This is a genomic window from Pandoraea pneumonica, from assembly GCF_049918595.1.
Taxonomy (GTDB): domain Bacteria; phylum Pseudomonadota; class Gammaproteobacteria; order Burkholderiales; family Burkholderiaceae; genus Pandoraea; species Pandoraea pneumonica_A.
Map to the genome: position 1 here is coordinate 164,464 of NZ_JBNCRZ010000002.1, position 25,442 is coordinate 189,905.

General features: G+C 63.9%; 22 protein-coding genes. 11 read left to right on the forward strand and 11 right to left on the reverse strand.

The window, feature by feature from the left end; genetic code table 11:
• The 5 genes from prpC to ACPWR9_RS07305 all read left to right on the forward strand — a co-directional run bounded on the left by prpC (position 1) and on the right by ACPWR9_RS07305 (position 7,112).
• Positions 1-1,152, forward strand: coding sequence for a bifunctional 2-methylcitrate synthase/citrate synthase (gene prpC / locus ACPWR9_RS07285; protein ID WP_426297701.1), 1,152 nt, complete (start codon positions 1-3; stop codon positions 1,150-1,152).
• A 126-nt stretch (positions 1,153-1,278) separates the two neighbouring features.
• Positions 1,279-3,894, forward strand: a complete 2,616-nt coding sequence (acnD, locus tag ACPWR9_RS07290; RefSeq protein WP_426297699.1) for a Fe/S-dependent 2-methylisocitrate dehydratase AcnD — start codon at positions 1,279-1,281, stop codon at positions 3,892-3,894.
• A 28-nt stretch (positions 3,895-3,922) separates the two neighbouring features.
• Positions 3,923-5,116, forward strand: a complete 1,194-nt coding sequence (gene prpF, locus ACPWR9_RS07295; RefSeq protein WP_426297697.1) for a 2-methylaconitate cis-trans isomerase PrpF — start codon at positions 3,923-3,925, stop codon at positions 5,114-5,116.
• A 144-nt stretch (positions 5,117-5,260) separates the two neighbouring features.
• Positions 5,261-6,709 (forward strand): bifunctional 2-methylcitrate dehydratase/aconitate hydratase, encoded by a 1,449-nt coding sequence (locus ACPWR9_RS07300; RefSeq protein ID WP_426297695.1) that lies wholly within the window; start codon positions 5,261-5,263, stop codon positions 6,707-6,709.
• Between the two features lie 16 nt (positions 6,710-6,725).
• Positions 6,726-7,112, forward strand: a complete 387-nt coding sequence (locus ACPWR9_RS07305; RefSeq protein WP_426297693.1) for a VOC family protein — start codon at positions 6,726-6,728, stop codon at positions 7,110-7,112.
• 33 nt (positions 7,113-7,145) lie between these two features.
• Here the strand turns inward: ACPWR9_RS07305 and ACPWR9_RS07310 are convergent, their stop codons facing one another.
• Positions 7,146-8,297: a glycerate kinase gene (locus ACPWR9_RS07310; protein WP_426297691.1), complete on the reverse strand. Its 1,152-nt coding sequence runs from the start codon at positions 8,295-8,297 to the stop codon at positions 7,146-7,148.
• A gap of 387 nt (positions 8,298-8,684) precedes the next feature.
• Between ACPWR9_RS07310 and ACPWR9_RS07315 the strand changes: the two genes are divergently transcribed.
• From ACPWR9_RS07315 to glpK, 4 genes are all read left to right on the forward strand, one after another.
• Positions 8,685-9,215, forward strand: coding sequence for a hypothetical protein (locus ACPWR9_RS07315; protein WP_426297689.1), 531 nt, complete (start codon positions 8,685-8,687; stop codon positions 9,213-9,215).
• 168 nt (positions 9,216-9,383) lie between these two features.
• Entirely contained in the window at positions 9,384-10,208 is an 825-nt protein-coding gene (locus tag ACPWR9_RS07320) for a DeoR/GlpR family DNA-binding transcription regulator (protein ID WP_426297687.1), read from the forward strand.
• Positions 10,209-10,382: 174 nt separating this feature from the next.
• Positions 10,383-11,939 (forward strand): glycerol-3-phosphate dehydrogenase, encoded by a 1,557-nt coding sequence (glpD, locus tag ACPWR9_RS07325; protein WP_426297685.1) that lies wholly within the window; start codon positions 10,383-10,385, stop codon positions 11,937-11,939.
• 111 nt (positions 11,940-12,050) lie between these two features.
• Complete coding sequence (gene glpK, locus ACPWR9_RS07330) at positions 12,051-13,550, forward strand: glycerol kinase GlpK (RefSeq protein ID WP_426297684.1); 1,500 nt, start codon at positions 12,051-12,053, stop codon at positions 13,548-13,550.
• Between the two features lie 824 nt (positions 13,551-14,374).
• Here glpK and ACPWR9_RS07335 read toward each other — a convergent pair.
• Both ACPWR9_RS07335 and ACPWR9_RS07340 read right to left on the reverse strand, forming a co-directional pair.
• Positions 14,375-15,079, reverse strand: coding sequence for a fumarylacetoacetate hydrolase family protein (locus tag ACPWR9_RS07335; RefSeq protein WP_426297682.1), 705 nt, complete (start codon positions 15,077-15,079; stop codon positions 14,375-14,377).
• 58 nt (positions 15,080-15,137) lie between these two features.
• Complete coding sequence (locus tag ACPWR9_RS07340) at positions 15,138-15,557, reverse strand: VOC family protein (protein ID WP_426297680.1); 420 nt, start codon at positions 15,555-15,557, stop codon at positions 15,138-15,140.
• A gap of 181 nt (positions 15,558-15,738) precedes the next feature.
• On the opposite strand from ACPWR9_RS07340, the gene ACPWR9_RS07345 reads away from it, so the two are divergent.
• Positions 15,739-16,650, forward strand: a complete 912-nt coding sequence (locus ACPWR9_RS07345; protein ID WP_426297678.1) for a LysR family transcriptional regulator — start codon at positions 15,739-15,741, stop codon at positions 16,648-16,650.
• Between the two features lie 97 nt (positions 16,651-16,747).
• Here ACPWR9_RS07345 and ACPWR9_RS07350 read toward each other — a convergent pair whose 3' ends face one another.
• The 4 genes from ACPWR9_RS07350 to ACPWR9_RS07365 are packed head-to-tail and all read right to left on the reverse strand — an operon-like array spanning position 16,748 to position 21,303.
• Positions 16,748-18,235, reverse strand: a complete 1,488-nt coding sequence (locus ACPWR9_RS07350; RefSeq protein WP_426297676.1) for an efflux transporter outer membrane subunit — start codon at positions 18,233-18,235, stop codon at positions 16,748-16,750.
• A gap of 7 nt (positions 18,236-18,242) precedes the next feature.
• Positions 18,243-19,385: an ABC transporter permease gene (locus ACPWR9_RS07355; RefSeq protein ID WP_426297674.1), complete on the reverse strand. Its 1,143-nt coding sequence runs from the start codon at positions 19,383-19,385 to the stop codon at positions 18,243-18,245.
• Positions 19,382-20,350, reverse strand: a complete 969-nt coding sequence (locus ACPWR9_RS07360) for an ABC transporter ATP-binding protein (protein ID WP_426297672.1) — start codon at positions 20,348-20,350, stop codon at positions 19,382-19,384. The genes ACPWR9_RS07355 and ACPWR9_RS07360 overlap by 4 nt, the downstream gene beginning before the upstream one ends.
• A complete protein-coding gene (locus ACPWR9_RS07365; RefSeq protein ID WP_426297670.1) occupies positions 20,347-21,303 on the reverse strand; it encodes an HlyD family secretion protein in 957 nt (318 codons plus the stop codon). Before ACPWR9_RS07365 ends, ACPWR9_RS07360 begins: the two co-directional genes overlap by 4 nt.
• 206 nt (positions 21,304-21,509) lie before the next feature.
• Between ACPWR9_RS07365 and folE the strand changes: the two genes are divergently transcribed.
• Positions 21,510-22,076 carry a GTP cyclohydrolase I FolE gene (folE, locus tag ACPWR9_RS07370; protein WP_150681259.1) on the forward strand — a complete coding sequence of 189 codons (567 nt, stop codon included), beginning with the start codon at positions 21,510-21,512 and terminating at the stop codon, positions 22,074-22,076.
• An 89-nt stretch (positions 22,077-22,165) separates the two neighbouring features.
• Here folE and ACPWR9_RS07375 read toward each other — a convergent pair whose 3' ends face one another.
• The 4 genes from ACPWR9_RS07375 to ACPWR9_RS07390 form a co-directional block, all read right to left on the reverse strand.
• Entirely contained in the window at positions 22,166-22,774 is a 609-nt protein-coding gene (locus ACPWR9_RS07375) for a YbhB/YbcL family Raf kinase inhibitor-like protein (RefSeq protein WP_426297669.1), read from the reverse strand.
• A 13-nt stretch (positions 22,775-22,787) separates the two neighbouring features.
• Positions 22,788-22,991, reverse strand: coding sequence for a hypothetical protein (locus ACPWR9_RS07380; RefSeq protein WP_426297667.1), 204 nt, complete (start codon positions 22,989-22,991; stop codon positions 22,788-22,790).
• A complete protein-coding gene (cydB, locus tag ACPWR9_RS07385; protein ID WP_426297665.1) occupies positions 22,975-23,973 on the reverse strand; it encodes a cytochrome d ubiquinol oxidase subunit II in 999 nt (332 codons plus the stop codon). Before cydB ends, ACPWR9_RS07380 begins: the two co-directional genes overlap by 17 nt.
• A gap of 67 nt (positions 23,974-24,040) precedes the next feature.
• On the reverse strand, positions 24,041-25,414 hold the full coding sequence (locus ACPWR9_RS07390; protein ID WP_426297663.1) for a cytochrome ubiquinol oxidase subunit I: 1,374 nt from the start codon (positions 25,412-25,414) through the stop codon (positions 24,041-24,043).
• Positions 25,415-25,442: the final 28 nt, after the last annotated feature.

Sequence of the window (25,442 nt, forward strand, 5' to 3'; positions counted from 1 at the left end):
ATGAGCGAGACGACTGCAACCGGTTTCAAGCCCAAGAAGTCCGTGGCCCTGTCGGGCGTGACCGCTGGCAACACCGCGCTGTGTACGGTGGGCCGTTCGGGTAACGACCTGCACTATCGCGGCTACGACATTCTGGATCTGGCCCAGACCTCGGAATTCGAAGAGATCGCCTACCTGCTGGTCTACGGCAAGCTGCCGACGGTGGCTGAACTTAAGGGCTACAAGGCCAAGCTGAAGTCGCTGCGCGGGCTGCCCGCAGCAGTGAAAGATGCGCTGGAAACCGTGCCGGCCGCCGCCCATCCGATGGACGTGATGCGCACCGGCGTGTCGGTGCTCGGCACCGTGCTGCCGGAGAAGGACGATCACAACATTCCGGGCGCACGCGATATCGCCGACCGCCTGATGGCCAGCTTCGGCTCGATGCTGCTGTACTGGTATCACTTCAGCCACAACGGCGTGCGTATCGACGTCGAGACCGACGACGACAGCATCGGCGGCCACTTCCTGCATCTGCTGCATGGAGAGAAGCCGTCGGATCTGTGGGTGCGCGCGATGCACACCTCGCTGATTCTGTACGCCGAGCACGAGTTCAACGCGTCGACGTTTACCGCGCGTGTGATCGCCGGTACGGGCTCGGACATGCATTCGGCCATCACCGGCGCGATCGGCGCGCTGCGTGGCCCGAAGCACGGCGGCGCGAACGAAGTGGCGTTCGAAATTCAAAAGCGCTACGACTCGCCCGACGAAGCGGAAGCCGACATCCGTGCCCGCGTGGAAAACAAGGAAGTGATCATCGGTTTCGGTCACCCGGTCTACACCGTGAGCGACCCGCGTAACAAGGTCATCAAGGAAGTGGCGCACGAGCTGTCGAGAGACCAGCAGAACACGAAGATGTACGACATTGCCGAGCGTCTCGAGACGGTGATGTGGGACGTCAAGAAGATGTTCCCGAATCTCGACTGGTTCAGCGCCGTGAGCTATCACATGATGGGCGTGCCCACCGCGATGTTCACGCCGCTCTTCGTGATTGCACGTACGTCGGGCTGGAGCGCTCACATCATCGAGCAGCGTATCGATAACAAGATCATTCGTCCGAGCGCCAACTACACCGGTCCGGAAGATCAGAAGTTCGTGCCGATCGAAAAGCGCTAAGCGCTGTTTCGCGTCAGCACCGTAAGCGCAACGCGGGGCGGCCGCGGCAGGATCGCCGCAGCTGCCCCGCGACATTGGCTGCCTTCATTGCCTGCATGGTCTACGCCGGGCCGATATCGTCCTCACATGATGAACACCGAATACCGTAAATCCCTGCCTGGGACGTCGCTCGACTACTTCGACGCCCGCGCTGCCGTCGAGGCCATTGCCCCGGGGGCGTACGACACGCTGCCTTATACCTCGCGCGTGCTCGCCGAGAATCTGGTGCGCCGCTGCGATCCGGCGGCGCTCACCGATTCGCTCAAACAGTTGATCGAGCGACGCCGCGATCTCGATTTCCCGTGGTTCCCCGCGCGCGTGGTGTGTCACGACATTCTCGGGCAGACGGCGCTGGTCGATCTCGCCGGTCTGCGCGACGCCATTGCGGCGCAAGGCGGCGACCCCGCGCTGGTCAACCCGGTCGTGCCGACGCAACTCGTGGTCGATCACTCGCTGGCCGTGGAGTGTGGCGGCTTCGATCCGGACGCCTTCGCGAAGAACCGCGCCATTGAAGACCGTCGCAACGAAGACCGTTTCGACTTCATCAACTGGACGAAGAAAGCGTTCAAGAACGTCGATGTGATTCCGCCGGGCAACGGCATCCTGCACCAGATCAATCTGGAGCGCATGAGCCCCGTGGTTCAAGTGACGAACGGCGTCGCGTATCCCGACACGCTCGTGGGCACCGACTCGCACACCCCGATGGTCGATGCGCTGGGCGTGATCGCCATCGGCGTGGGCGGCCTTGAAGCCGAGAGCGTCATGCTGGGGCGGGCGTCGTGGATGCGTCTGCCCGATATCGTCGGTGTCGAACTGACGGGCAAGCCGCAGCCGGGTATCACTGCCACCGACATCGTGCTGGCGCTGACCGAGTTCCTGCGCAAGTCGAAAGTGGTGTCGGCGTATCTGGAGTTCTACGGCGAAGGTGCCGCGAATCTGACGCTGGGCGATCGCGCCACGATTTCGAACATGGCCCCCGAGTTCGGTGCGACCGCGGCGATGTTCTACATCGATGCGCAAACCATCAAGTATCTGAAGCTCACCGGCCGCGACGACGCGCTCGTCGATCTGGTCGAGACGTATGCCAAGCAAACCGGCCTGTGGGCCGACACGCTGGCGGGCGCGCAATACGAGCGCGTGCTCACGTTCGATTTGTCGAGCGTGGTGCGTAACATCGCTGGGCCGTCGAACCCGCACAAGCGCGTGCCGACGAGCGAACTGGCCGAGCGCGGTATCAGCGGCAAGGTGGAGAACGAGCCGGGCCTGATGCCCGATGGCGCCGTCATCATTGCCGCTATCACGAGCTGCACGAACACCAACAACCCGCGCAACATGATTGCGGCGGGCTTGTTCGCGCGTAACGCCAACCGCGCGGGACTCGCGCGCAAGCCGTGGGTCAAGAGCTCGCTCGCCCCCGGCTCGAAGGCCGTCACGTTGTATCTGGAAGCGGCAGGGCTGCTGCCCGAGCTGGAACAACTCGGCTTCGGCGTGGTGGCGTACGCGTGCACGTCGTGCAACGGCATGTCGGGTGCACTCGATCCGGTGATTCAGCAAGAGATCATCGATCGCGATCTGTACGCCACGGCGGTGCTCTCGGGCAACCGCAACTTCGATGGCCGGATTCACCCGTATGCGAAGCAGGCGTTCCTGGCCTCGCCGTCGCTCGTGGTGGCTTACGCCATCGCGGGTACGATCCGCTTCGATATCGAGAAGGATGTGCTGGGTGTCGATGGCAATGGCAAGCCGGTGAAGCTCGCCGACTTGTGGCCGAGCGACGAAGAAATCGACGCGATCATCGCGCAGAGCGTGAAGCCGGAGCAATTCCGCCGCGTGTACGAGCCGATGTTTGCCGCGACGGTCGATAACGGCGAGCGCGCCGATCCGCTGTACGACTGGCGCGAGATGAGCACGTACATCCGCCGTCCGCCGTATTGGGAAGGGGCACTCGCCGGTGAGCGTTCGCTCAAGGGCATGCGCGCGTTGGCCGTGCTGGGCGACAACATCACCACCGATCACCTCTCGCCGTCGAATGCCATCATGGCCGACAGCGCCGCGGGCGAGTATCTGGCGAAGATGGGCTTGCCCGAAGAAGACTTCAACTCGTATGCAACGCACCGTGGCGATCACCTGACTGCGCAGCGTGCGACGTTCGCCAACCCGACGTTGAAGAACGAGATGGTGGTGGTCGACGGCCAAGTGAAGGCAGGCTCGCTCGCGCGCATCGAACCGGAAGGCAAGGTCACGCGGATGTGGGAAGCCATCGAGACGTACATGGCGCGCAAGCAGCCGCTGATCGTGATCGCCGGGGCCGACTACGGTCAGGGTTCGTCGCGCGACTGGGCGGCCAAGGGCGTGCGTCTGGCGGGCACGGAGGCGATTGTGGCCGAGGGCTTCGAGCGCATTCACCGTACCAATCTGGTCGGCATGGGCGTATTGCCGCTGGAGTTCAAGCCGGGCACGGACCGCAAAACGCTGGGCATCGACGGCACCGAGACGTTCGACGTGATTGGCGAGCGCACGCCGCGCGCCGATCTCACGCTGGTGATTCATCGCCATCGGAACGGCCGTGACGAGCGCATCGAAGTGCCGGTGACTTGCCGTCTGGACACCGCAGAAGAAGTTTCGATTTACGAAGCGGGCGGGGTGCTGCAACGTTTCGCGCAAGACTTTCTGGAATCGTCGCAAGCAGGCGCTTCGGCCTGAATCAAGCGAAGCACCGAGGAGAAGCGTAATGGCGCATCAGCCGCAAATTCGCATTCCCGCCACGTATATGCGTGGCGGTACCAGCAAGGGCGTGTTCTTTCGCCTGCAAGACCTGCCCGCCGCCGCACAAGTGCCGGGTGCCGCGCGCGACGCGTTGCTCATGCGTGTGATCGGCAGCCCCGATCCGTATGGCAAGCAGATCGACGGCATGGGCGGCGCCACGTCGAGCACCAGCAAGACGGTGATTATCGCGAAGAGCGAGCGTCCCGGTCACGATGTGGACTACCTGTTCGGGCAGGTGTCGATCGATCAGCAGTTCGTCGACTGGAGCGGCAACTGCGGCAATTTGTCGGCCGCCGTTGGCCCGTTTGCCATCAGCGCCGGGCTGATCGATGCGGCGCGCGTGCCGAACGATGGCGTGGCAGTCGTGCGCATCTGGCAAGCCAACATCGGCAAAACGATCGTGGCGCACGTGCCGATGACGGCCGGTGCGGTGCAGGAGACGGGCGACTTCGAACTCGACGGCGTGACGTTCCCGGCCGCCGAAGTGCAACTCGAATTTCTCGACCCGGCCGCGGAAGAAGAGGGTGACGGCGGCGGTGCCATGTTCCCGACCGGGAATCTCATCGATGACCTCGAAGTGCCGGGTGTCGGCACGTTCAAGGCGACGATGATCAACGCGGGCATTCCGACGATCTTCCTCAATGCCGAGGACCTCGGCTACCGGGGCACCGAGTTGCAGGACGCCATCAACAGCGACCCGAAAGCGCTCGCCATGTTCGAGACGATTCGTGCGCACGGGGCGATTCGCATGGGGCTGATCAAGGACGTGTCGGAAGCCGCCAAGCGTCAGCACACGCCGAAGGTGGCGTTTGTCGCAAAGCCAGCCGATTACACGGCGTCGAGCGGCAAGGCCGTGAAGGCGGCCGATGTCGACCTGCTAGTGCGCGCGTTGTCGATGGGCAAGCTGCACCACGCGATGATGGGCACAGCTGCCGTGTGCATCGGCGCGGCGGCGTCGATTCCGGGCACGCTGGTCAACCTGGCTGCGGGTGGCGGCGAGCGCAATGCGGTGCGGTTCGGGCATCCGTCCGGCACGCTGCGCGTGGGCGCCGAAGCCGGGCAGGTCGACGGCGAATGGACGGTCACCAAGGCGATCATGAGCCGCAGTGCACGCGTGCTGATGGAAGGTTGGGTTCGGATTCCGGGCGACGCGTTTTAACGCTCACGGCGATTGATCGCAGGCAGGACTTAAGCGGCTGGCAAGCATCGCGCTTGCCAGCCGCTTATCATTGGGGCTCACGGAAAAGCGTCGCGGACGTTTCAATGCCGGGCGGTTTTCGTCAAACGTCACAGGAGGCAAGCGATGTCCGCTGGCATTTCGAATGTGCGTCCCGCGCCCGACAAGGTACTCACCGACATTGTCGATTACGTCCTCACCTACGAGATCCGCAGCGATCTCGCCTTCGACACTGCGCGCAATTGCCTGATCGACACGCTCGGCTGCGGCTTCGAAGCGCTGTCGTACCCGGCGTGCACCAAGCTGCTAGGGCCGATTGTGCCCGGCACGGTGGTGCCGAACGGCGCGAAGGTGCCCGGCACGCCTTATCAACTCGACCCCGTGCAGGCGGCATTCAGTCTGGGCGCGATGATCCGGTGGCTCGACTTCAACGACACGTGGCTGGCTGCCGAATGGGGCCACCCCTCGGACAATCTCGGCGGCATTCTCATGACGGCCGATTGGCTCTCGCGCTCGGCCGTGGCGGAAGGCGGCAATCCACTGACCATGCGCCATGTGCTGGCGGCGATGATCAAAGCGCACGAGATTCAGGGCTGCTTGGCGCTTGAGAATTCCTTCAATCAAGTCGGGCTCGATCACGTGGTGTTGGTGAAAGTGGCGTCGACGGCAGTGGTCGGCGAGATGCTCGGCCTCACGCGCGATGAGCTGATCAATGCGGTCTCGCTGGCGTTCGTCGACGGGCAAAGTCTGCGCACGTACCGGCATGCGCCGAACACCGGCAGCCGTAAGTCGTGGGCGGCGGGGGACGCCACTAGCCGCGCGGTGCGGCTCGCGTTGATGGCACGTACGGGTGAGATGGGTTACCCGTCGGTGCTGACGGCCAAGACGTGGGGCTTCTACGACGTCTTGTTCAAAGGCAAGCCGTTCGCGTTTCAACGGCCCTATGGGTCGTACGTGATGGAGAACGTGCTATTCAAAATCTCGTTCCCGGCGGAGTTTCACGCGCAGACCGCGGCGGAAGCGGCGATGACGTTGCACCGGCAATTGCAGGACGCAGGGCGCAGTGCGCAAGACATCAAGTCGGTGAAAATTCGCACGCACGCGGCAGCGATTCGCATCATCGACAAGCAGGGGCCATTGGCGAACCCGGCAGACCGCGATCACTGCATTCAGTACATGGTGGCGGTGCCACTGTTGTTCGGGCGTCTGACCGCGAACGACTATGAAGATGCGGTGGCGGCCGACCCACGCATCGACGCCTTGCGCGCGAAGATCGTGTGCGAGGAAGATCCGCAATTCACGCGTGACTATCACGATCCGGAGCAGCGTTCGATTGCGAACGGCCTGACGGTCACACTAAACGACGGCACGGTGCTCGATGAAGTGCTCGTCGAATATCCCATTGGCCACAAGCGACGCCGTGACGAGGGCATTCCGTTGCTGGTGGAAAAATTCAAAACGAATCTCGCGCGCCGATTCGCGGCGCGCGCACAGGCATCGATTCTCGACGTCGCACTCGATCAACAGCGGCTCGAAGCGATGCCCGTGCATAAGTTTGTGGATTTGGTGGTGTGAGACGCGGAGCTAACGAATGATCGATCACATGGAAGTGACGGTTTCCGATTTCGCGAAGAGCCGAGCGTTCTATCGCGATGCCCTGGCGGCCATCGGGTATTCGTTGATTGCAGAGAAGTCAGCGGAAGTGACGGGGAACACCGACATCGCGGGGTTTGGCGAAAACGGCCACCCCGATTTCTGGATCAGCCGCGGTACACCCAATCGCCCCATATTGCATGTGGCGTTTCGTGTGCCCGAGCGTCGCATCGTCGAGGCCTTCCATCGCGCGGCCATTGCTGCCGGTGGCACCGATAACGGTGGCCCCGGCTTGCGTGAGCGCTATGGCCCCAACTACTACGCCGCCTTTGTGATTGACCCGGACGGTCACAACATCGAGGCGGTCTGCTACGCGCCTGACTGATCGCAGGCGCGCGCCGGATCGCTGGCGCTGGGCTCAGCCCTTGTGCGTGTAGCGCAGGCGAGCCATCTGCTCGGCGCTATCGGTCAGCAGACCGGCGGCGTCGGCAATCGCCTTCTCCAGCGTGGTCGGGCCGAAAGTCAGCGAGAAGCAACCCGAGAACACACGCGAGAGACTTTCCAACGCGCTGCGATCGATCGCACCTGAGAGCAACGACGCCGTTGCGCCTGCCTTGATCGCGACTTGCGCGGCGATCATCGGCGTCTTGCCCGAGAGCGTCTGACCATCGCTGCGGCCTTCGCCGGTAATCAGCCAATCGGCACCTTCCACGGCTTGCGGCAGGCCCACGCGCTCAGCAACCACTTCAGCACCCGAGCGGAATTGCGCGCCCAGCAGATGCAGTGCGAAGCCCAAACCGCCTGCGGCGCCCGCACCCGCACGGCTCGCTGCCTCGTTGGCGTTGAATGCGCGATGCGCATGCCCGGCGAAGTGCGCAATCGCGCGGTCGAGCGGTTCGACCTGCGATTCGCTCACGCCTTTCTGCGGCCCGAAAATGGCGGTCGCGCCTTGTGCGCCATTGAGCGGATTGTTCACGTCGGACATCGCGATCAATTCGCAGTCCTTCAGACGACCGTCGAGTCCGTTCAAATCGATGGACGCCACACGATGCAGCGCGGCCGGCACCGGCGGCACGACTTCACCGGCTTCATCGAGCAGGCGTGCACCCAGCCCCACCAGCAGACCGGCACCGCCATCGTTCGTGCTGCTGCCGCCCAAACCGATCAGCACGCGGCGCGCGCCGGTATCGAGCAGCGCCCGCAGCACTTCGCCCAGACCGACCGTGGTGCGCTCAGCAACCGGCGTTTGCATGCCGACCGGGTCGGTAATGCTCACGACGTTTGCGCTCTCCAGCACGCCGGTGCCGTCGGGCATCACGCCGTATTCGGCGGTCACCGACGCCTGACCCGCCCCACGCACCGACAACGGCACGCGACGCCCGCCCGCCGAGAGCAGCGCTTCGAGCGTGCCTTCGCCGCCATCCGCCATCGGACGCATCCGGATTTCGGCCTGCGGTAGCACGCGGGCAATACCGGCGGCAATCGCGTGCGCAACTTCGGGCGCGCTCAGCGAACCTTTGAACGAATCGGGGGCGATGACGATGATCGGGGCTTGCGCATTGCTGGACATGGCAATCGGAATGGTTGGAATAGGTTGGACGGAGTCACTTTGTGACAGAAACCAGCAATATACGCGATTCGGGTCAGCGCGCATTGCGCGAATTGCCATGCTATGAATAACACGAGTAAGATGAGCGCCAACCGGCGGTGTGCCGCACAATACGTCGCATTGCCGAAGATTCCGGACGTGCACGCACGCGTTCCGGGTAGTCCAGAGAACGATCAACGACCATAAACGGCGCAAGCCACGGCCCGGCACGGATGCAAAGCGTCACGTGCGCGTAGGCCCTCGGCGCCGAGACCAGATACAAAGCTGTCGCCACGCCCGCCTGCGGCCTTGCCTGTTGTGCATTGCCGGCGCTACGTGTGCGATGGCACGGCCAGCGTGGAGCGGGGCATGAAGTGGGGCACTGAAACCAATTCCGGCGTGACGCCCGTCGCGCCTCGTCGCGAAGTGCGCGCGTCAGAACAAGGCATCTCGTCACCCTTGACGGCATGCGCCATGTTGGTCGCGTCGGCACTGCTCGCCGCCTGCGCGCAGACGGCGCCGGTGCCGTCACCGAACGATCCGCCCATTGGCAGCGTCGCCGACGTTGCACCGGAAAATGTAAAAGTCGAGACGTTGCCGGCCTATCGCGACACCGTCGCCGATGCCAGAAACAACGGTGCCGTCTGGCAAGGTTCGTCGAAGAAGACCCTCACCCGCGTGAGTGCCTGCACCGCCAAGCTCTGGAAAAAGCAACTGCCTTACGCACGTCTCGATCGCGCGAAAGCTGGCACGGGTCAGACGCTGCAACTCTCGTCGAAGGACGACGGCGTGCTCGCTATTCTCGATCTTGCACCGCACAAACCGGGCAGCGAAGGCTCGCTTTATCTTGGTTCGACCGCCTCGCAGTCGCTCGCCGACGCTGTACGGCAGTGCCTCTGATCCGCTCGTGGCCGCGCGTTTGACCGCACCTCCGACCAACTAGTCAGTTCCACCACAGTGCCCAGACGTCATGCGTCCGTCACTGTGGTGTCACAGTACGGCGCGGTATGATGGCGGCAAACGTGCGTCCGCCCCGGGCGCACGAGGGCTTTTTCTTCGCGCGTGCCGATGTCTCCTACCGAATCCGTCGATGTTCCCGATGTTGTTGCCGTGGCGCAGGACGCCGGACAAGCGTCGCTGAACCCGCGTCAGCAGGCGCTCTTCGATGCCGTGCGTCGTGACGGCTTTCTCACCGTCGACGAACTGGCCGTGCGCTTCGACGTCACGCCGCAGACGATCCGGCGCGATATCAACTTTCTGGCCGAACTCAAATGGGTGCGCCGCTACCACGGCGGCGTGGGCTTGCCGGGCGGCGCCGAGAACGACGCCTACGATGCCCGTCAGTCACAGCTCGCCGACGAGAAGCACCGCATCGCCGCGCGCCTTGCCGAACAGATTCCCGATCATGCGTCGCTTTTCATCAATCTAGGGACGACCACAGAAGCCGTGGCACGCGCGTTGTCGCGGCATCGCGGGTTGCGTGTGATTACCAACAACCTGCACGTCGCGGCCATGATGAGCGGCTATCCCGATGCCGAAGTCATCATTGCCGGTGGCGTGGTGCGGGCCCGCGATCAAGGCGTGACGGGCGAGGCGACGCTCGACTTCATTCGTCAATTCAAAGTCGATTTCGGCATCATCGGCATTTCGGCGATCGATGCCGACGGCACACTGCGTGACTTCGATTACCGGGAAGTGCGCGTGGCCGAAGCCATCATCGCGCACTCGCGCACGGTGTTTCTTGCCGCCGATCACAGCAAGTTCGGGCGCCCTGCGCTGGTGCGGCTCGGCCATCTGTCGCAAATCGATGCGCTATTCACCGACCGTGCCGTGCCGCCAGCGATGGCGCAGGTGATCGCCGACGCTGGCACGCAAATCCACGTCGCCGATTGAGGGCAGTGGGCACTGAGCGGCGGCCACGATGCGCGAAATCCAACAATCCCCCGTTGAAATGTGCGATTTCGAACCTTTGATAACGACATCTGTTAAAATTCGAAAATCAATATTCGAAAACGAACATTTTCGCCTTATTTGTCGATTTGACGCCAATCACCCGGGAGTGAAGACGTGCAACCATCCGCCCAAACGCCAACGGACCCAACGCTAGCCCCTTACGACTTGCTGGTCGTGGGTGGCGGCATCAACGGCGCGGGTATCGCACGCGACGCTGCCGGACGTGGCTTGCGCGTGATGCTCGTCGAGCAGGACGATCTGGCCTCGCACACGTCATCGGCCAGCACCAAACTCATTCACGGCGGCTTGCGTTATCTCGAGTACTACGAGTTCGGGCTGGTGCGCAAAGCGTTGCAGGAACGTGAAGTGTTGTTGCGCGCCGCGCCGCACATCATGTGGCCGTTGCGTTTCGTCATGCCGCACATGCCGAACTTGCGCCCGGCATGGCTGATCCGCGCCGGGTTGTTCCTCTACGATCATTTGGCGCGGCGTGAAATCTTGCCGGGCTCGCGTGGCATCGACCTGCGTCAGCATGCGGCCGGTGCGCCGCTACGCCGCGACATTCAGCGCGGCTTTGTCTATTCGGATGGGTGGGTGCAGGACGCACGGCTGGTAGTGCTCAACGCGCAAGATGCGGCCGAGCGCGGGGCGACGATTCTCACGCGAACGCGCCTCGTCGGGGCCGAGCGTGGCGAGCACATGTGGACGGCGGAGTTGCTGTCGACCGAGTCGGGACAAACGCAGCAGGTGCGTGCGCGTGCCATCGTCAATGCGGCCGGACCGTGGGTGGGTCATTTGCTGGGCGACGTGTTGCGTCAGCCGGCGACGCACTCGGTGCGCATGGTGAAGGGCAGCCACATCGTCACGCGCAAGCTGTTCGATCACGATCACGCTTACATCTTCCAGAACCCCGACAAGCGCATCATCTTCGCGATTCCCTACGAGCGCGATTTCACGTTGATCGGCACGACCGATATCGAGTATCACGGCGATCCGGCTCAGGTGGCGATCAACGACGACGAGATCGCGTACCTGTGCAAATCGGCCAGCGACTATTTCACCAAGCCCATCGTGCCCACGGATGTCGTGTGGACTTACGCGGGAGTGCGTCCGCTGCTCGAAGAAGAAGTGGCGAACCCGTCGGCCGTTACGCGCGACTACACGCTTGAACTCGACGCACCGGCCACACGTGCGCCGCTGTTGTCGGTGTTCGGCGGCAAGATCACGACGTATCGCCGTCTCGCGGAAGAGGCGCTCGCCCGACTGCACGGGCCGCTCGGTTTCAAGCAAGGTGACTGGACGGCAGGCGCAGCGTTGCCGGGCGGCGATATGCCCCAGCCGGACGCGGGCGCCTTCGAGGTGTCGCTGCGCGCGCAGGTGCCGTGGCTACCGGACGCACTGGCCTACCGCTATGCGCGCACTTACGGCACCCGCACGCACGTGCTGCTGGCCGACGCACATTCGCTCGACGATTTGGGCGAGCGCATTTGCGGCGACCTTTTCGAGGCCGAGTTGCGCTACCTTGTGCAGTACGAGTGGGCACGCACCGCGCAAGACGTGCTCTGGCGCCGTACGAAGCTGGGTCTGCATGTCGGCCGCGACGGCGAAGCGAGCGTCGCGCGCTGGTTCGAACGCCAGTCGGAACAAGCGCCTGCATTCGCCGCACGCTGAGTTCGAAGATAACGATAGGTTTGCCCCTGCGGCGCACGTCATACGTGTGATTGCGCGGGCGGCAAGCCAGCTATCCGCCGCCCGGCGGACTGTATTCAGGAGACGACCTACATGTCAGGACCCTACATCCTCGCGTTCGATCAGGGCACGACCAGTTCGCGTGCATTGTTGTTCGATCGTGATGGGCGTGTCGTGTCGACCGCGCAAAAGGAATTTCGTCAGATCTATCCGCATCCGGGCTGGGTCGAGCACGACCCGCGGGAAATCTGGTCGACGCAGGCAGGCGTGACGGCCGAAGCGCTCACGCACGCGGGCGTCGGCGGTGTAGACATCGCGGCCATCGGCATTACCAACCAACGCGAGACGACCATCGTCTGGGATCGTCGCACGGGCGAGCCGGTGTACAACGCCATCGTCTGGCAGGATCGCCGCACGGCCGACTTCTGCGAGCGCCTGCGTGCCGACGGCGCGCAAGACCTGGTGGCCAGCCGCACCGGGCTGCGCATCGATGCTTATTTCTCCGGCAGCAAGATTCGATGGATTCTCGATAACGTCGCAGGCGCACGCGAAGCTGCCGAGGCGGGGCATCTCGCATTCGGCACCGTCGATAGCTGGCTCGTCTGGCATCTGACCGGCGGCAAGCTGCACGTGACCGACGTGTCGAATGCGTCGCGCACGATGCTCTTCAACATTCACCGGCTCGAATGGGACGACGAGTTGCTCGCACTGCTCGGCGTGCCGCGTCAGATGTTGCCCGAGGTGCGTTCGTCGAGCGAGGTCTACGGCCATACCACGGCGTCGCTGCTCTCGAAGCCGGTGCCGATCGCAGGTATTGCGGGCGATCAGCAGGCGGCGTTGTTCGGGCAGATGTGCTTGCGCCCGGGCATGGTGAAGAACACCTACGGCACCGGCTGCTTCATGGTGATGAACACCGGCGACAAGCCGCAGGCGTCGAGCCACAACTTGCTCACAACGGTGGCCTGGAAAATCGGCGACCGAGTGGACTACGCGCTCGAAGGCAGCATCTTCATCGGCGGCGCGGTGGTGCAATGGCTGCGCGACGGGCTAGGGATCATTCGCCATTCGCGCGACGTTGAGGCGTTGGCGACGAGCGTGCCCGATGCCGATGGTGTGGTGCTCGTGCCCGCCTTCGCGGGCCTGGGCGCCCCGCACTGGCAGCCGCATGCGCGTGGCACGCTATTCGGCGCGACACGCGGGACGACGGCAGCGCACGTCGCACGTGCCGCGCTCGACAGCATTGCGTTCCAGACGCTCGACGTGTTGCGCGCGATGGAAGCCGACGCCGGGATGCATGTCTCGGAGTTGCGCGTTGACGGTGGCGCAGCGGCCAACGATCTGTTGATGCAGTGGCAGGCCGATTTGCTGGGCGCGGATGTCGTGCGCCCGCACGTCATCGAGACGACGGCCGCCGGTGCCGCCTATCTCGCGGGTCTTGCCGTGGGTTTCTGGCCGGACATCGACACGCTGCAACGTCAATGGCAGTTGCAGCGACGCTTCTCGCGCAAGCTTTCCGAAGACGATGTGACTCGTGCCGTGAAGGGTTGGCAGCGCGCGGTACGTGCCGCGAAGGTGTGGGCTGAGGAAGGCTGAATGGCCTAGCGAGGGCCGGACACTTCGCCCTAAGTCGCCTAGGGCACGCCCCCGGGAGCGCGTGCCCGGAATGCGCTGCGGGCGCTAGCGCATTGCCCGCCCGGGGGCGACCTGGCGGCGATCTCCCGCAGCTTCGTGGCGGCGGTGCCGCCAACTGGCGCATCGCTCGCGTGGGTGATGACGCGCTGACTTGGCCGGGCTCGCTGGCGCGAGCGACCGGGTGCAGGGACTCAGGGCGCAAGGCCCGGTGCGGCGCATTTGCATGATCCCCTCCCTGACAGTTGCCGTCGCATGACGCGACCCATCGGTTCCACTTCCCAGGTGCAATCTAGGTGCAATCCGCCCGCCTCCGGGGCGCTCCCGGCGAGAGCTCGGCGTCGGGCGTGCCGGGGCCATGTGGCGTGCATGGCGATGTTCCCGAAGCGATATGCCCTGGCGAAGAGACTTCTCCGGAGGCGGACGGCTTGCCCCCTAAACGACGCGAGAAGCGTGCCATACGCTGCAACCCATTGAATTTAATGAGAAGTTCATCGGGCGAAACAGGGTGTTTCGAGGTGTCCGATGAAAAACGTTTCAGGAATGAAAGCCGGGGAGGCGCGTCACTTTCATGGGTTCAGGTGACGGCAAATTAGGCAAGGCACTTGACACCTAATGCTGGCGGGCGTCTGCGCCGTCGCATAGGTAGTTATGCAAAGGGTTATCAACAGTTGCTGTGGATATCCTTGGGCGGCAATCCGAGCGAGCGTCCTGCATCGGACCCGACGCAGGGAACGCTGACGGGTGCCAGCGTCCCTGCGCGTATCTCAGACGATCGTCGTTGAGAATTAGGCTGCCGGTTTCTTGCCGACCGTGAAGGCGATCTCGCCCACACCGGCCACGCCTGCGGTGACCTTGTCGCCCGGTTCGAGCGGACCGACCCCTGCCGGCGTGCCGGTGAAGATCAAATCGCCTGCAACCAGCTTCACGCTGCGCGAGATTTCGGCGATGAGATCGGGCACCGACCAGATCAGCTCATTCAGATCGCCGACTTGACGGTTCTCGCCGTTCACGTCGAGCCAAACGCGGCCATCCTTCGGATGTCCGACTTCCGCCACGGCGTGCAGCGGGCCGCACGGTGCCGACGCATCGAACGCCTTGCCCCAGTCCCACGGACGACGCGTGTCTTTCGCCTGCTGTTGCAGATCGCGGCGCGTCAGATCGACGCCCACGCCATAGCCCCAGACGAGCGACAGTGCTTGCGAAGCGTCCACGTTCTCGCCGTCGGCACCAATGGCCACGACCAGTTCGATCTCGTGATGCAGCTCGCTGGTGAGCGGCGGGTAGGGCAGCGTGCCCTCGGCAGCCACGACGGCGTCAGCGGGCTTCATGAAGAAGAACGGTGGTTCGCGATCCGGGTTGCTGCCCATCTCACGCGCATGCGCGGCGTAGTTACGGCCCACGCAGAACACGCGGCGCACGGGGAAGCGGGCATCGCTGCCGGCAACTGCGACCGACGCCTGCGGCGCCGGCGAAATGACGAATTGGCTCATGAGAAAACTCGTGGCGTTAGTGAAGCTTGGAAAACTCTGGAAACGGTACCCGGCAACGTTACTTGGCAAACACCTGCGACATGTCGGCAAACGCTTTGAACTCCAGCGCGTTGCCAGCCGGGTCGTAGAAGAACAGTGTGGCTTGTTCGCCCACCTGTCCGGCAAAGCGCACATGCGGCTCGATCACGAAGCGGGTGCCAGCGGCGCGCAGGCGATCGGCAAGCACGTGCCACGCGGGCATGTCAAGGATAACGCCGAAATGCGGGACAGGAACTTCATCGCCATCGACAGGGTTCGTGATGCGCTTGCCGGCTTCTTCGGGCGAGAGGTGGGCGACGAGTTGATGGCCGAAGAAATCGAAGTCGATCCAATGATCCGAGCTACGGCCTTCGGGGCAGCCCATCACGCCGCCGTAGAAGCGGCGGGCGGCTTCGAGGTTGTCGACGGGGAAAGCGAGGTGGAACAGGGGCGTGGCCATGGAGGTCTCCGGTGCAATGTGGGGTTGAACGGCGCTGCGTCGGCGCGGAGCAGAAAATGCCGCGCCATGCGTCGAAATTGGCCTGCCGAACGGCGTCGGCCTATTTGCGCTAAATTCTATCCATCGATAAAAATAATAAGAAACGAATAATTCGACGACTCAGCACAAAAATATTCGATAGATGATCCGATACCTCAAAACCTTTGTCACGGCAGCCGAAACCGCCTCGTTCTCGGCCGCAGGGGCCCGTCTCGGTTTGACGCAGTCCGCCGTCAGTGCGCAGATCCAGCGTCTGGAAGACGATCTTGGCGTGCAGCTCTTCGAGCGCACCGGCCGCGCGGTGTCGCTCTCCGACGACGGGCGACGGCTGCTCGCGCAGGCGCAAGGCGTGGTGTCGGCGTATCAGTCGATGCGCGGCGAGGCTGGTGCGCATGGCGCGCAGGCGGCGCTGGCGCCGATCCATATTGGGGCGATTCTCACCGTGCAACTGGGGCTGCTGCCCGGCGCAATTCAGCGCTGGTCGGCGGCCCCGGCATCGATGCCGCATCTGAACATCGTGCCCGGCATGTCGGTGCAGTTGCTCGCGCAGATCGATGCGCGCGAACTGGACTTAGCGGTCATGATCCGCCCGCGCATCGGGGTACCCGCCGATATGAAGTGGGTCACGCTGATGCACGAACCGTATGTCGCCATCGCCCCGAAAGGCACGCGAGGGACGGTCGCCGACTGGGCGGCTGCGCTGCCGTTTGTGCGCTACAACAGGCGCTCGTACGGGGGCGATCTGGTCGAGCGTTACCTGCGCCGCCACCGGTTGTGGGTGCGCGAGGGCGTGGAATTGGACGAACCGGAGGTCATCCTGCGCATGGTGCGCGCGCGACTAGGGTGGGCGATGGTGCCCGCGACGTTGATCGGGCTGCCGGTGGATGGCATCGCGACTGGAAAGGCTGGGGCTGCCGGTGTGCAGGTCTTGCCGCTCAGTGGCGTGCCGCTCACGCGCGAACTGGGTGTGCTGGCGCGTCAGTCGGCGCTCAAACGCGAGCCGGTGGCCGCGCTGATGAAGTGTCTGGCCGACGAGGCGAAGTCGCGCGACTAGCCCGACTCGCCCGACTAACCCGACTAACCCGGTCAACCCGGTCAACCCGGCCAACCCGGCCAACCCGGCCAACCCGGCCAACCCGGCCAACCTGGCGCTACTTGGCGTCCGGTTCGGGCGTGCCACCGCCCAGCGCTTGCCAAAGGGCTGCCGTATCTACGAGCCGCGCCCCTTGAGTTTCCAACTGCGCCCGCGTGGCATCGAGCGCCTGCCGCTGGGCATCGAGCAACGACAGGTGACTGATGCCGCCCACGCGATACCGGTCGCTTGCAATGCGGTAGGCCGCCTCGGTGCGCGCGGCGGCGTTGGCCCTTGCCGTGAGCGTATTGGCGTCGGCTTCGAGCGCGCGCATGGCGTCGGCGACTTGCGCGAGGCCGAGCAGCACGGTGTCCTGATACGACGCGAGCGCTGCATCGTAGGCGGCCACCGCCGAGCGCCGTTGCGCTCTCAATTCCCCGCCCCGAAAAATCGGCTGCAACAGGTTCATGCCGATATTCCAGATGTTGATCCCGTCGCCGAGATCGGCGGTGCGCATGCGCTGCGTGCCGAAGCTGCCCGACAGCGTGAACTGTGGATACAGGTTCGCCGTAGCGACGCCGACATCCGCGCTCGCCTTATGCAGCATCGCTTCGGAAGCCCGAATGTCGGGGCGGCGCTGCGCCAGTGTCGAGGGCAGCGACACCGGCACGCGCTGCGGCAGTTGCAACGAGGCAAGATCGATCGCCGGCGACGTGAATGCCCCCGGTGCCTTGCCAAGCCAGCGCGCCAATTGGTGATCGTATTGAGCGATTTGCAAACGAAGCGGCGGCAACTGGGCTTCCGACTGCGCTACGAGGGCGGCCTGATTCTCCACGTCGAGCGTCGCCACGCCACCGGCGCGCTGCCGTGCTCGCGTGATGTCGAGTTGCGCCCGTTGCGCGCTGACCATCCCTTCGAGTGCAGAGCGCTGCGCGCGCAATGTCGCTTGCCGCAGCGCGGCGGTGACCACGTTGCCCGCCAACGTGAGCCGTGCGGCTTCGAGTTCATAGCGCTGGTAATCGACTTGTGCGGCCAGCCCTTCGAGCGCACGACGGTTGCCGCCGAACACGTCCAACGTGTACGAGATATCGATGCTGGCGTTGTACAGCGTGAACGGCCCCGGGTTGGGCACGCTGGTGATGCCGAACGATTGCAGATCGACTTGTTCGCGTGTCCCGGAAAGCTTGAGGTCCGCCGACGGCAGCAGCCGAGCACCAGCCTGTGCGCGGTAGTCCTCCTGCGCTTGGCGCAACTTCGCCTGGGCCTGCTTCAACGTCGGGCTGTCCGCAAAGGCCTGCGCGACAAGCGCATCGAGCGTGGGGGAGCCGAAGCGAGTCCACCAGTCGAGCGGCAGGTTATCGTCGGATGCAAAGGTCTGGGTCTCACCCTGCAAACCCGGTGCGCTGGCGGTGGCTAGCGGCGCGTCGCCGGTGGTGTATTGGGCCGTCTCGGGCGACGGCGGCGTCGTGAAGTCCGGACCGACCGCGCAGGCGTTCAGCAGACACGCCCCTGCTGCCATGACGGTGGCGCTCAAGGTCTTGCGCAGTCCGGTGGGGATGACACGCATGGCCGCCTCAGTCGAGCGTTCGTTTGTAGAACTTCACCGCGACGGTCATCAGCACGGCGGAGAAGACCAGCAACGGCCAGAGGTCATGCCACGCGTCGCCCCAGCCGTTGCCCTTGAGCAGAATGCCGCGAATGAGCCGGTTGAAATACGTGAGCGGCAGCACGTTCCCGATGGCCTGTGCCCACTCGGGCATGCCGCGAAACGGAAACATGAAGCCGGAGAGCAGCATGTTGGGCAGGAAGTAGAACACGGTGAGCTGCATCGCCTGCAACTGGTTTTGCGCGAACGACGAGACGGTGATGCCCACCGTCAGATTCGCCGCGATGAACACGAGCGCTGACAAATAGATCGCAATCACGCTACCCACGAACGGCACATGAAACACGAACCTTGCCGCGACCAAGATGATGGTGGCCTGAATCAAGCCGATGGCGATGTAAGGGACGATCTTGCCCAGCATCACTTCGATGGGCAGCACCGGTGTCGCGAGCAGGTTTTCCATGGTGCCGCGTTCACGTTCGCGCACGATGGCGAGGCCGGTCATCATCGCGAGCGTCATGGTCAGAATCACGCCCATGAGCCCGGGGATGATGTTGTATTGCGTGATGCCTTCTGCGTTATAGAGCCGGTGCACCTGCACATCGAAAGCACTTTGATTGCCCGCGAGCGGCGCGAGTGCGCCGGTCAGGTCCTTTTGAGCGACCGATTGTGCAATGGCAGGCAAAGCCCCCAGCGCGGAGGCCATCGCCATCGGGTCGGTCGCATCGGCTTCGACGAGCAGGGCAGGGCGCTCGCCGCGCAGCAAGCGCTTCGTGAAGTCGGTCGGAATGTTCAGCACGAATTGCACGCGGCCCTGCGCGAGCGCTGTGCGCCCGGCTGCTTCGCTGTCGAGCGTCTCGGTGAAGCGGAAGTATTCGGAGTGCTCCATCGCGGCCACGAAGCTGCGCGTGAACTCACTGTTGTCGTGAATCAGCGCGGCGGTGGGCATGTGTTTCGGATCGGTATTGATCGCGAAACCGAAGAGCGTGAGTTGCACGAGCGGCACACCGACAATCATGGCGAACGTCACCCGGTCGCGTCGCAACTGCAAAAACTCCTTGCACACGATGCTCCACCAGCGCGACAGCGAGAACCCGAACCGCGCGTTCATGCGTCGTCTCCGAAGTTGTCTTTCGCGTGGCCCATCAGGTAGATGAACACGTCTTCAAGGCTGGTATCGATGGGGGTGACGGTAAGCCCCTTGGCGTCGGCTTGCGCGCGGAGTGTTTTCTCCAACGCTGCGGCGTCTTGTCCGCTTACGTGCAGCGCGCTGCCGAACGCCACCGTTTGCGCCACGCCGGGCTGTTCGCGAAGTTCGCGCGCCAAGTCGACAAGGTTGTCGCCGTGCACGGTCCACGTGGACAGATGCTGGCTCTCGATCACCTCGGCCGCTGTGCCTTGCGCAAGCAACTCGCCGTACGAGATGTAGGCGAGCTTGTGGCAGCGCTCGGCCTCGTCCATGTAGTGCGTGCTCACGAGCACGGATATGCCTTTCGCCGCCAGCTCGTGCAGTTCTTCCCAGAAGTCGCGCCGGGCGGTCGGATCGACGCCTGCGGTCGGTTCGTCGAGCAGCAGCACGCGCGGTTCGTGCAGCATGCATGCGGCCAGCGCCAGGCGTTGCTTCCAGCCGCCGGAGAGCGAGCCGGTCAGTTGATTCGCGCGCCCCTTTAATCCCAGACTTTCAATGGACCGGTCGACGGCCTCACGACGGTTCGGCATGCCGTACACGCGTGCTACGAAATCGAGATTCTCGCGAATCGTGAGGTCTTCCCAATAGGAAAAGCGCTGCGTCATGTAACCGACTTCGCGCTTGATCTGTGCGCTTTCTTTCACGATGTCGTAGCCCAGACAGGTGCCGCTGCCCGAGTCGGGCGTGAGCAGCCCGCACATCATCCGAATGCAGGTGGTTTTGCCGCTGCCGTTCGGGCCGAGAAAGCCGAAGATCTCGCCGCGCCGCACTTGCAGTGAGACGTCTTTCACGACGTGTTTATCGCCGAAGTGTTTGTTCAGACCATTCACGTCGATGGCAAGCGCGTCATCTCTCGCGGGGGCCTGCGGTGCCGTGGCGGCGCTCATGGGCGGCTCACTTGCACCGGCTGCCCCGGATTGAGTTTGATGGCATCGGCCGGTGCCGGATGGGCCTCGATCATGTACACCAGCTTGTCGCGCGTATCGTTGCTGTAGATCACCGGCGGGGTGTATTCCGCTTCGCTTGCGACATAGGTGATGCGCGCATCGACACCCGTGCCGCAACCGTCGCAAGCGATGTGCACGGTCTGACCGGCCTGCAAGCTGCCTAACGCCGATTCCGGCACGAAGAAGCGCACTTTGATGTTCTGCGGCGGCAGCAGTCGCACGACCGGACTACCCGCGTTCACCCATTCGCCCACGCGATACATGGTGTCGTACACACGCCCGGCAGAGACGGCCACCGGATGCTTCTGCGTGAGTTGCCAATCGGCCTGTGCGAGGGAAGCCCGCGCGACATCGACTTGCGCTGCTTGTGCCTGACGTTGCGCTTCGCGACCCGGCAAGCGCGCGACAGCCAGACTGCTTTGCAACTCTTGCACGTGGGCCACGCTGCTGCGGGCGTCGGCGCGGCTCGCATCGAGTTGTTCGCGCGAGATACCCCCGGCGGCGTATTGCGCCTGATCGCGATCGAACTGCGCGACGGCTTTGTCGCGGGTGGCAATGGCTTGAGTGAGTTGGGCCTGCGAGACCGCAATTTCGGGCGGCCGCTTGCCGGTATCGAGGTCGCGCAACTGGGCTTCGGCGCTGGCGAGCGTTTCACGCGCGTGGGCCTGTGCGGCCAATTCGTAGGTGGATTCGAGATCGAAGAGGGCGTCGCCGGGCTTGACCTGTTGCCCGCGCGAGACCGAGAGTTTCTGCAAGGTACCGGCTTGCGAGGAGGCGACATTGACGAACTCCCCTTCGGCATAGCCCTGCCATGGCTTGTTGCCGTTGTCGCCGCACCCGGTAAGGGTCAGCAGGGCGGCCAGTGCGGCAACGGTCATCACGTTGGTGCTCATGGGGGTATCTCCCGGCATGACGCGTCTCGTGCGTGGGGTCCGCTGCCACCTTAGCGCAAAAGCGCCTGTGGCGGCAATTCGGGCAATTGGGGCCGACGATGCGCGTGCGGGGAGTCTCTGCTATTGTGCGCACATATCCGGTAGCGCACGGGGCGCGTGCCGTCAGGGCGCAGCGCACCGGACCTCATGCAAGGAGCTTGATTTTTATGTCTCACGACACGTTCGACGAAAACGACTGGAAGCGATTCCTCAAACATCTCGGCGAAGACCCGGACCGCCCCGGTCTGCACGAAACGCCCGCCCGCGTGAGCAAGGCGTGGAAGCAATGGACGGCTGGCTACGGGCAAGATCCGGCCGAAGTGCTCAAGGTCTTCGAAGACGGCGCAGAGCAATACAACGAACTGATCGTCGTGCGCGGCATCCCTGTCTATAGCCATTGCGAACATCACCTCGCGCCGTTCTTCGGCAAGGCGACGATTGGCTATCTGCCGAACGGCAAGATCGTCGGTCTCTCGAAGCTCACGCGTCTGGTCGATTGCTTCGCACGCCGCCTGCAAGTGCAGGAGCGTTTGACGGTGCAAATTGCCGACGCGCTCATGACGCATCTGCAACCGAAGGCCGTGGGTGTGGTGGTGTCTTGCCGTCACATGTGCATGGAAAGCCGAGGTATTCGCACGGCGGGCGAGGAGACGGTGACGTCGTCGATGCTCGGCGAATTGCAGCCGAACCTTGCGTTGCGTACGGAATTTCTCGCACTAGCGCGCGAAAAGTAAAGCGCGGCGAAGCCAAGCGACGCCGAAACAAGAAGCGCCGACCGGGTGACCGGATCGGCGCTTTTTTCATGCGGTTTCGATGCGCTCGCCTAGCGTGCGTAGCGCGCCACGATGGTCGAGCCGTTGAGCGTATGGCCTGCGAGCGCGGCTGTCAGACCATTGGCATCGAGCCCCGGTGGGAGGCGGCCCGGTTCGAGATCGGTGGCCGTCACGCTGATGATGTAGTGGTGCGGCGAGTCGCCCACAGGGGGGCAGGCACCGCGATACGCCTGCGCACCGCTAATGTTCTTACCGACGGTAACCTGTGCGCTCGTTTCGTTGCCCGCACCAGCGGCGAGTCCGTTCATCGTCGCGGGGATGTTGTAGGCCAGCCAGTGCACCACGCCGCCGCCCTTGGCGCCATCCGGGTCTTTCATCGTCACGACGACGCTGTGCGTGCCCTGCGGCAGGTTCTTCCACTCGACGGGCGGACTGACATTCTGGCCCCCGCATTCGCCCAGCCCGGCGTGGGCCGCAGGCAGCATGGCGTTATCGGCAAAGGCGCTCGACGACACGCTCATCCCTTCGGCAGCCTGCGCGAGACTCGCGCCGCCCGCCACCGCACCCAACGTTACGGCAAAGGCCACAGCAGTGGTACGGCGGCGCAATGCCGTCGTTTGACGCGTGGACCGTCGGGAGACTTCGAACATCGAATTCATGGGCTTTCCCTCCTCATTTGGCGGAAGCAATGATGAGCTTGAATGGTAGTGCAAGCAGTGCAGTGCCCGCCACACCCGCGCACCAGAGCGCGATGAACCATCCCCAGCGCACGAGCGCTTGCCGCCACGCCGGGCCGTCCACGGCTTGGTGGGACATCGCCGAGTGTTCGCGCTCGCGGCGCACGGCGGGCCGGGTGAGATCAGTGATAGTGCGCATCGTGTGCCACCTTGCCGCGAAAGACCCAGTAAGCCAGCATCGTGTAGGCGAGGATGACCGGGATGATGAACGCTGCGCCCCACAGCGTGAACGACAGACTCGAGGCCGGAGCGGCCGCTTCCCACAACGTGACGCCCGGCAGAATTGCATACGGATACGCGCTGATGAGCAGCCCGCTGTAGCCGAGGAACACGAGGCCGATCGCGAGCCAGAACGGTGTGGCATCGTGTGCGCGTTGCAGGACACGACGCATCACGAACGTGGCCCCCGCCACGAGGAACGGCACCGGCAGCATGCGCCAGAACCATTCGCCGTCGAACCAGCGCTCAGCGACGAGCGGCAGGCGCAGCGGCGTCCAGAGCGAGACGATGACCATCGTGGCGACCAGCGCAAGCGTGAGCGGCCAAGCGAGCGTGCGCAGACGCCGCTGCAAATCGTCCTGCGTCTTGCCGATGAGCCAGCAGGCACCCAGCAACGCGTACGTGATGAGCAGGCCAAGTCCGGTGAACAGATTGAACGCGGTCAGCCATGCGAAGGCGTCGCCCGAGAACTGGCCGTTCTCGACGGGAATGCCGGACAGATACGCGCCGAGGGCCACGCCTTGGAAAAACGTTGCACCTGCCGAGCCGCCGATAAAGGCGAGGTCCCACCATTGGCGTGTGCGACGCGATTTGCCGCGAATCTCGAACGCCACGCCGCGAAAAATCAGACACACGAGCATGAAGACGAGCGGCAGATACAACGCGGAGAGCAGCACCGAATACACCATCGGGAACGCGGCGAGCAGGCCCGCGCCGCCCAGCACGAGCCATGTCTCGTTGCCGTCCCACACGGGGGCGACGGAGTGCATCATGACGTCGCGCTCGCGGGCGTCAGGGAAGAACGGGAAGAGAATGCCGATGCCGAGGTCGAAACCGTCGAGCACGACGTAGAGAAACAGGCCGAGCGCAATGATGGCGGCCCAGGCTAAGGTCAGATCCATGAGAGTTCTCGATGTGCCGAGGAAGCGTTTAGGAGGCGTTTAGGCGGCGTTTAGGCGGCGTGCGTCATCAAGCGATAGCGAGCGGCGTCTTGGGATGCGGGCCGTGCGGGCTATCGGCGCTCGTCGACTCCGGTCCGCCGCGCAGAATTTTCAGCAGGTAATAGATGCCGGTACCGAACACGAGGAAGTAGGCGATCACCAGAATCAGCAGCGACACCTGCACCTGCTGCGCGCTCACGGGTGAGAGCGCGTTGGCTGTGCGCATTACGCCGTAGACCACCCACGGCTGGCGTCCCGCTTCGGTGGTGACCCAGCCTGCGAGCAGCGCGATGAACCCCGTGGGCGAGAGCCACAACATGGCGCGGGCAAACCCACGCGACGTGAAAAGCGTGCCTCGGCGGCGCAGCCACACGGCGGCGAGGGCGGCGCCGATCATTGCGAGGCCGAGGCCGACCATCACGCGAAAACTCCAGAACACCAGCGGCACGTTGGGGCGTTCGTCCTTCGGGAATTCCTTCAGACCGCGAACTTCGCCGTCCCAGCTATGCGTGAGGATGAGACTGCCCAGATGCGGCACTTCGAGCGCATAGCGGGTGGTCTCGGCGTCCATGTCGGGCCAGCCGAAGAGGTTGAGTGGCGTGCCGCCGGACTTCGTTTCCCATAGCCCCTCCATTGCGGCGAGCTTCGCGGGTTGATGCTCACGCGTGTTCAGGCCGTGCAGGTCGCCCACGAACGCTTGCAGCGGCGCGAAGATCAGCAGCAGCCACATGGCCATCGAGAACATGGTCTTCACTGCCGGGTCGCGACGCCCGCGCAGCAGATGCCACGCGCCGGTGCCAGCGACGACCAGCGCGGCCACCACGAACGCGGCAATGCTCATGTGCGCCAGACGGTACGGGAATGACGGATTGAAGATCACGTCCCACCAAGACAGCACGACCACGCGCCCGTCGACAATCTCGTAGCCCTGCGGCGTCTGCATCCAACTGTTCGAGGCGAGAATCCAGAACGTCGAGATGAGTGTGCCGATCGCCACACACAGCGTTGCGCCGAAGTGCGCGCGCGGGCTCACGCGGTTCCATCCGAACAGCATGATGCCGAGGAAGCCCGCTTCGAGGAAGAAGGCGGTCATGACTTCATAAGTCAGCAGCGGCCCGGTGACGGCACCGGCGAAGCTGGAGAAGCCCGACCAGTTAGTGCCGAACTGATAGGCCATGACGACGCCGGAGACCACGCCCATGCCGAAACACACGGCGAAGGCCTTCGACCAGAACTTGCACAGGTCGAGGTAATGCGGCTGGCGTGTCTTGAGCCAGAGCCCTTCGAGCACCGCGATAAAGCTGGCCAGCCCGATGGAGACGGCGGGAAACACGATATGGAATGAGACCGTGAACGCGAATTGGATGCGCGCGAGGTCGAGAGCTTCGGGAACGACTGTCATGATGCGCTCTATGTAGGTAAATAACCCT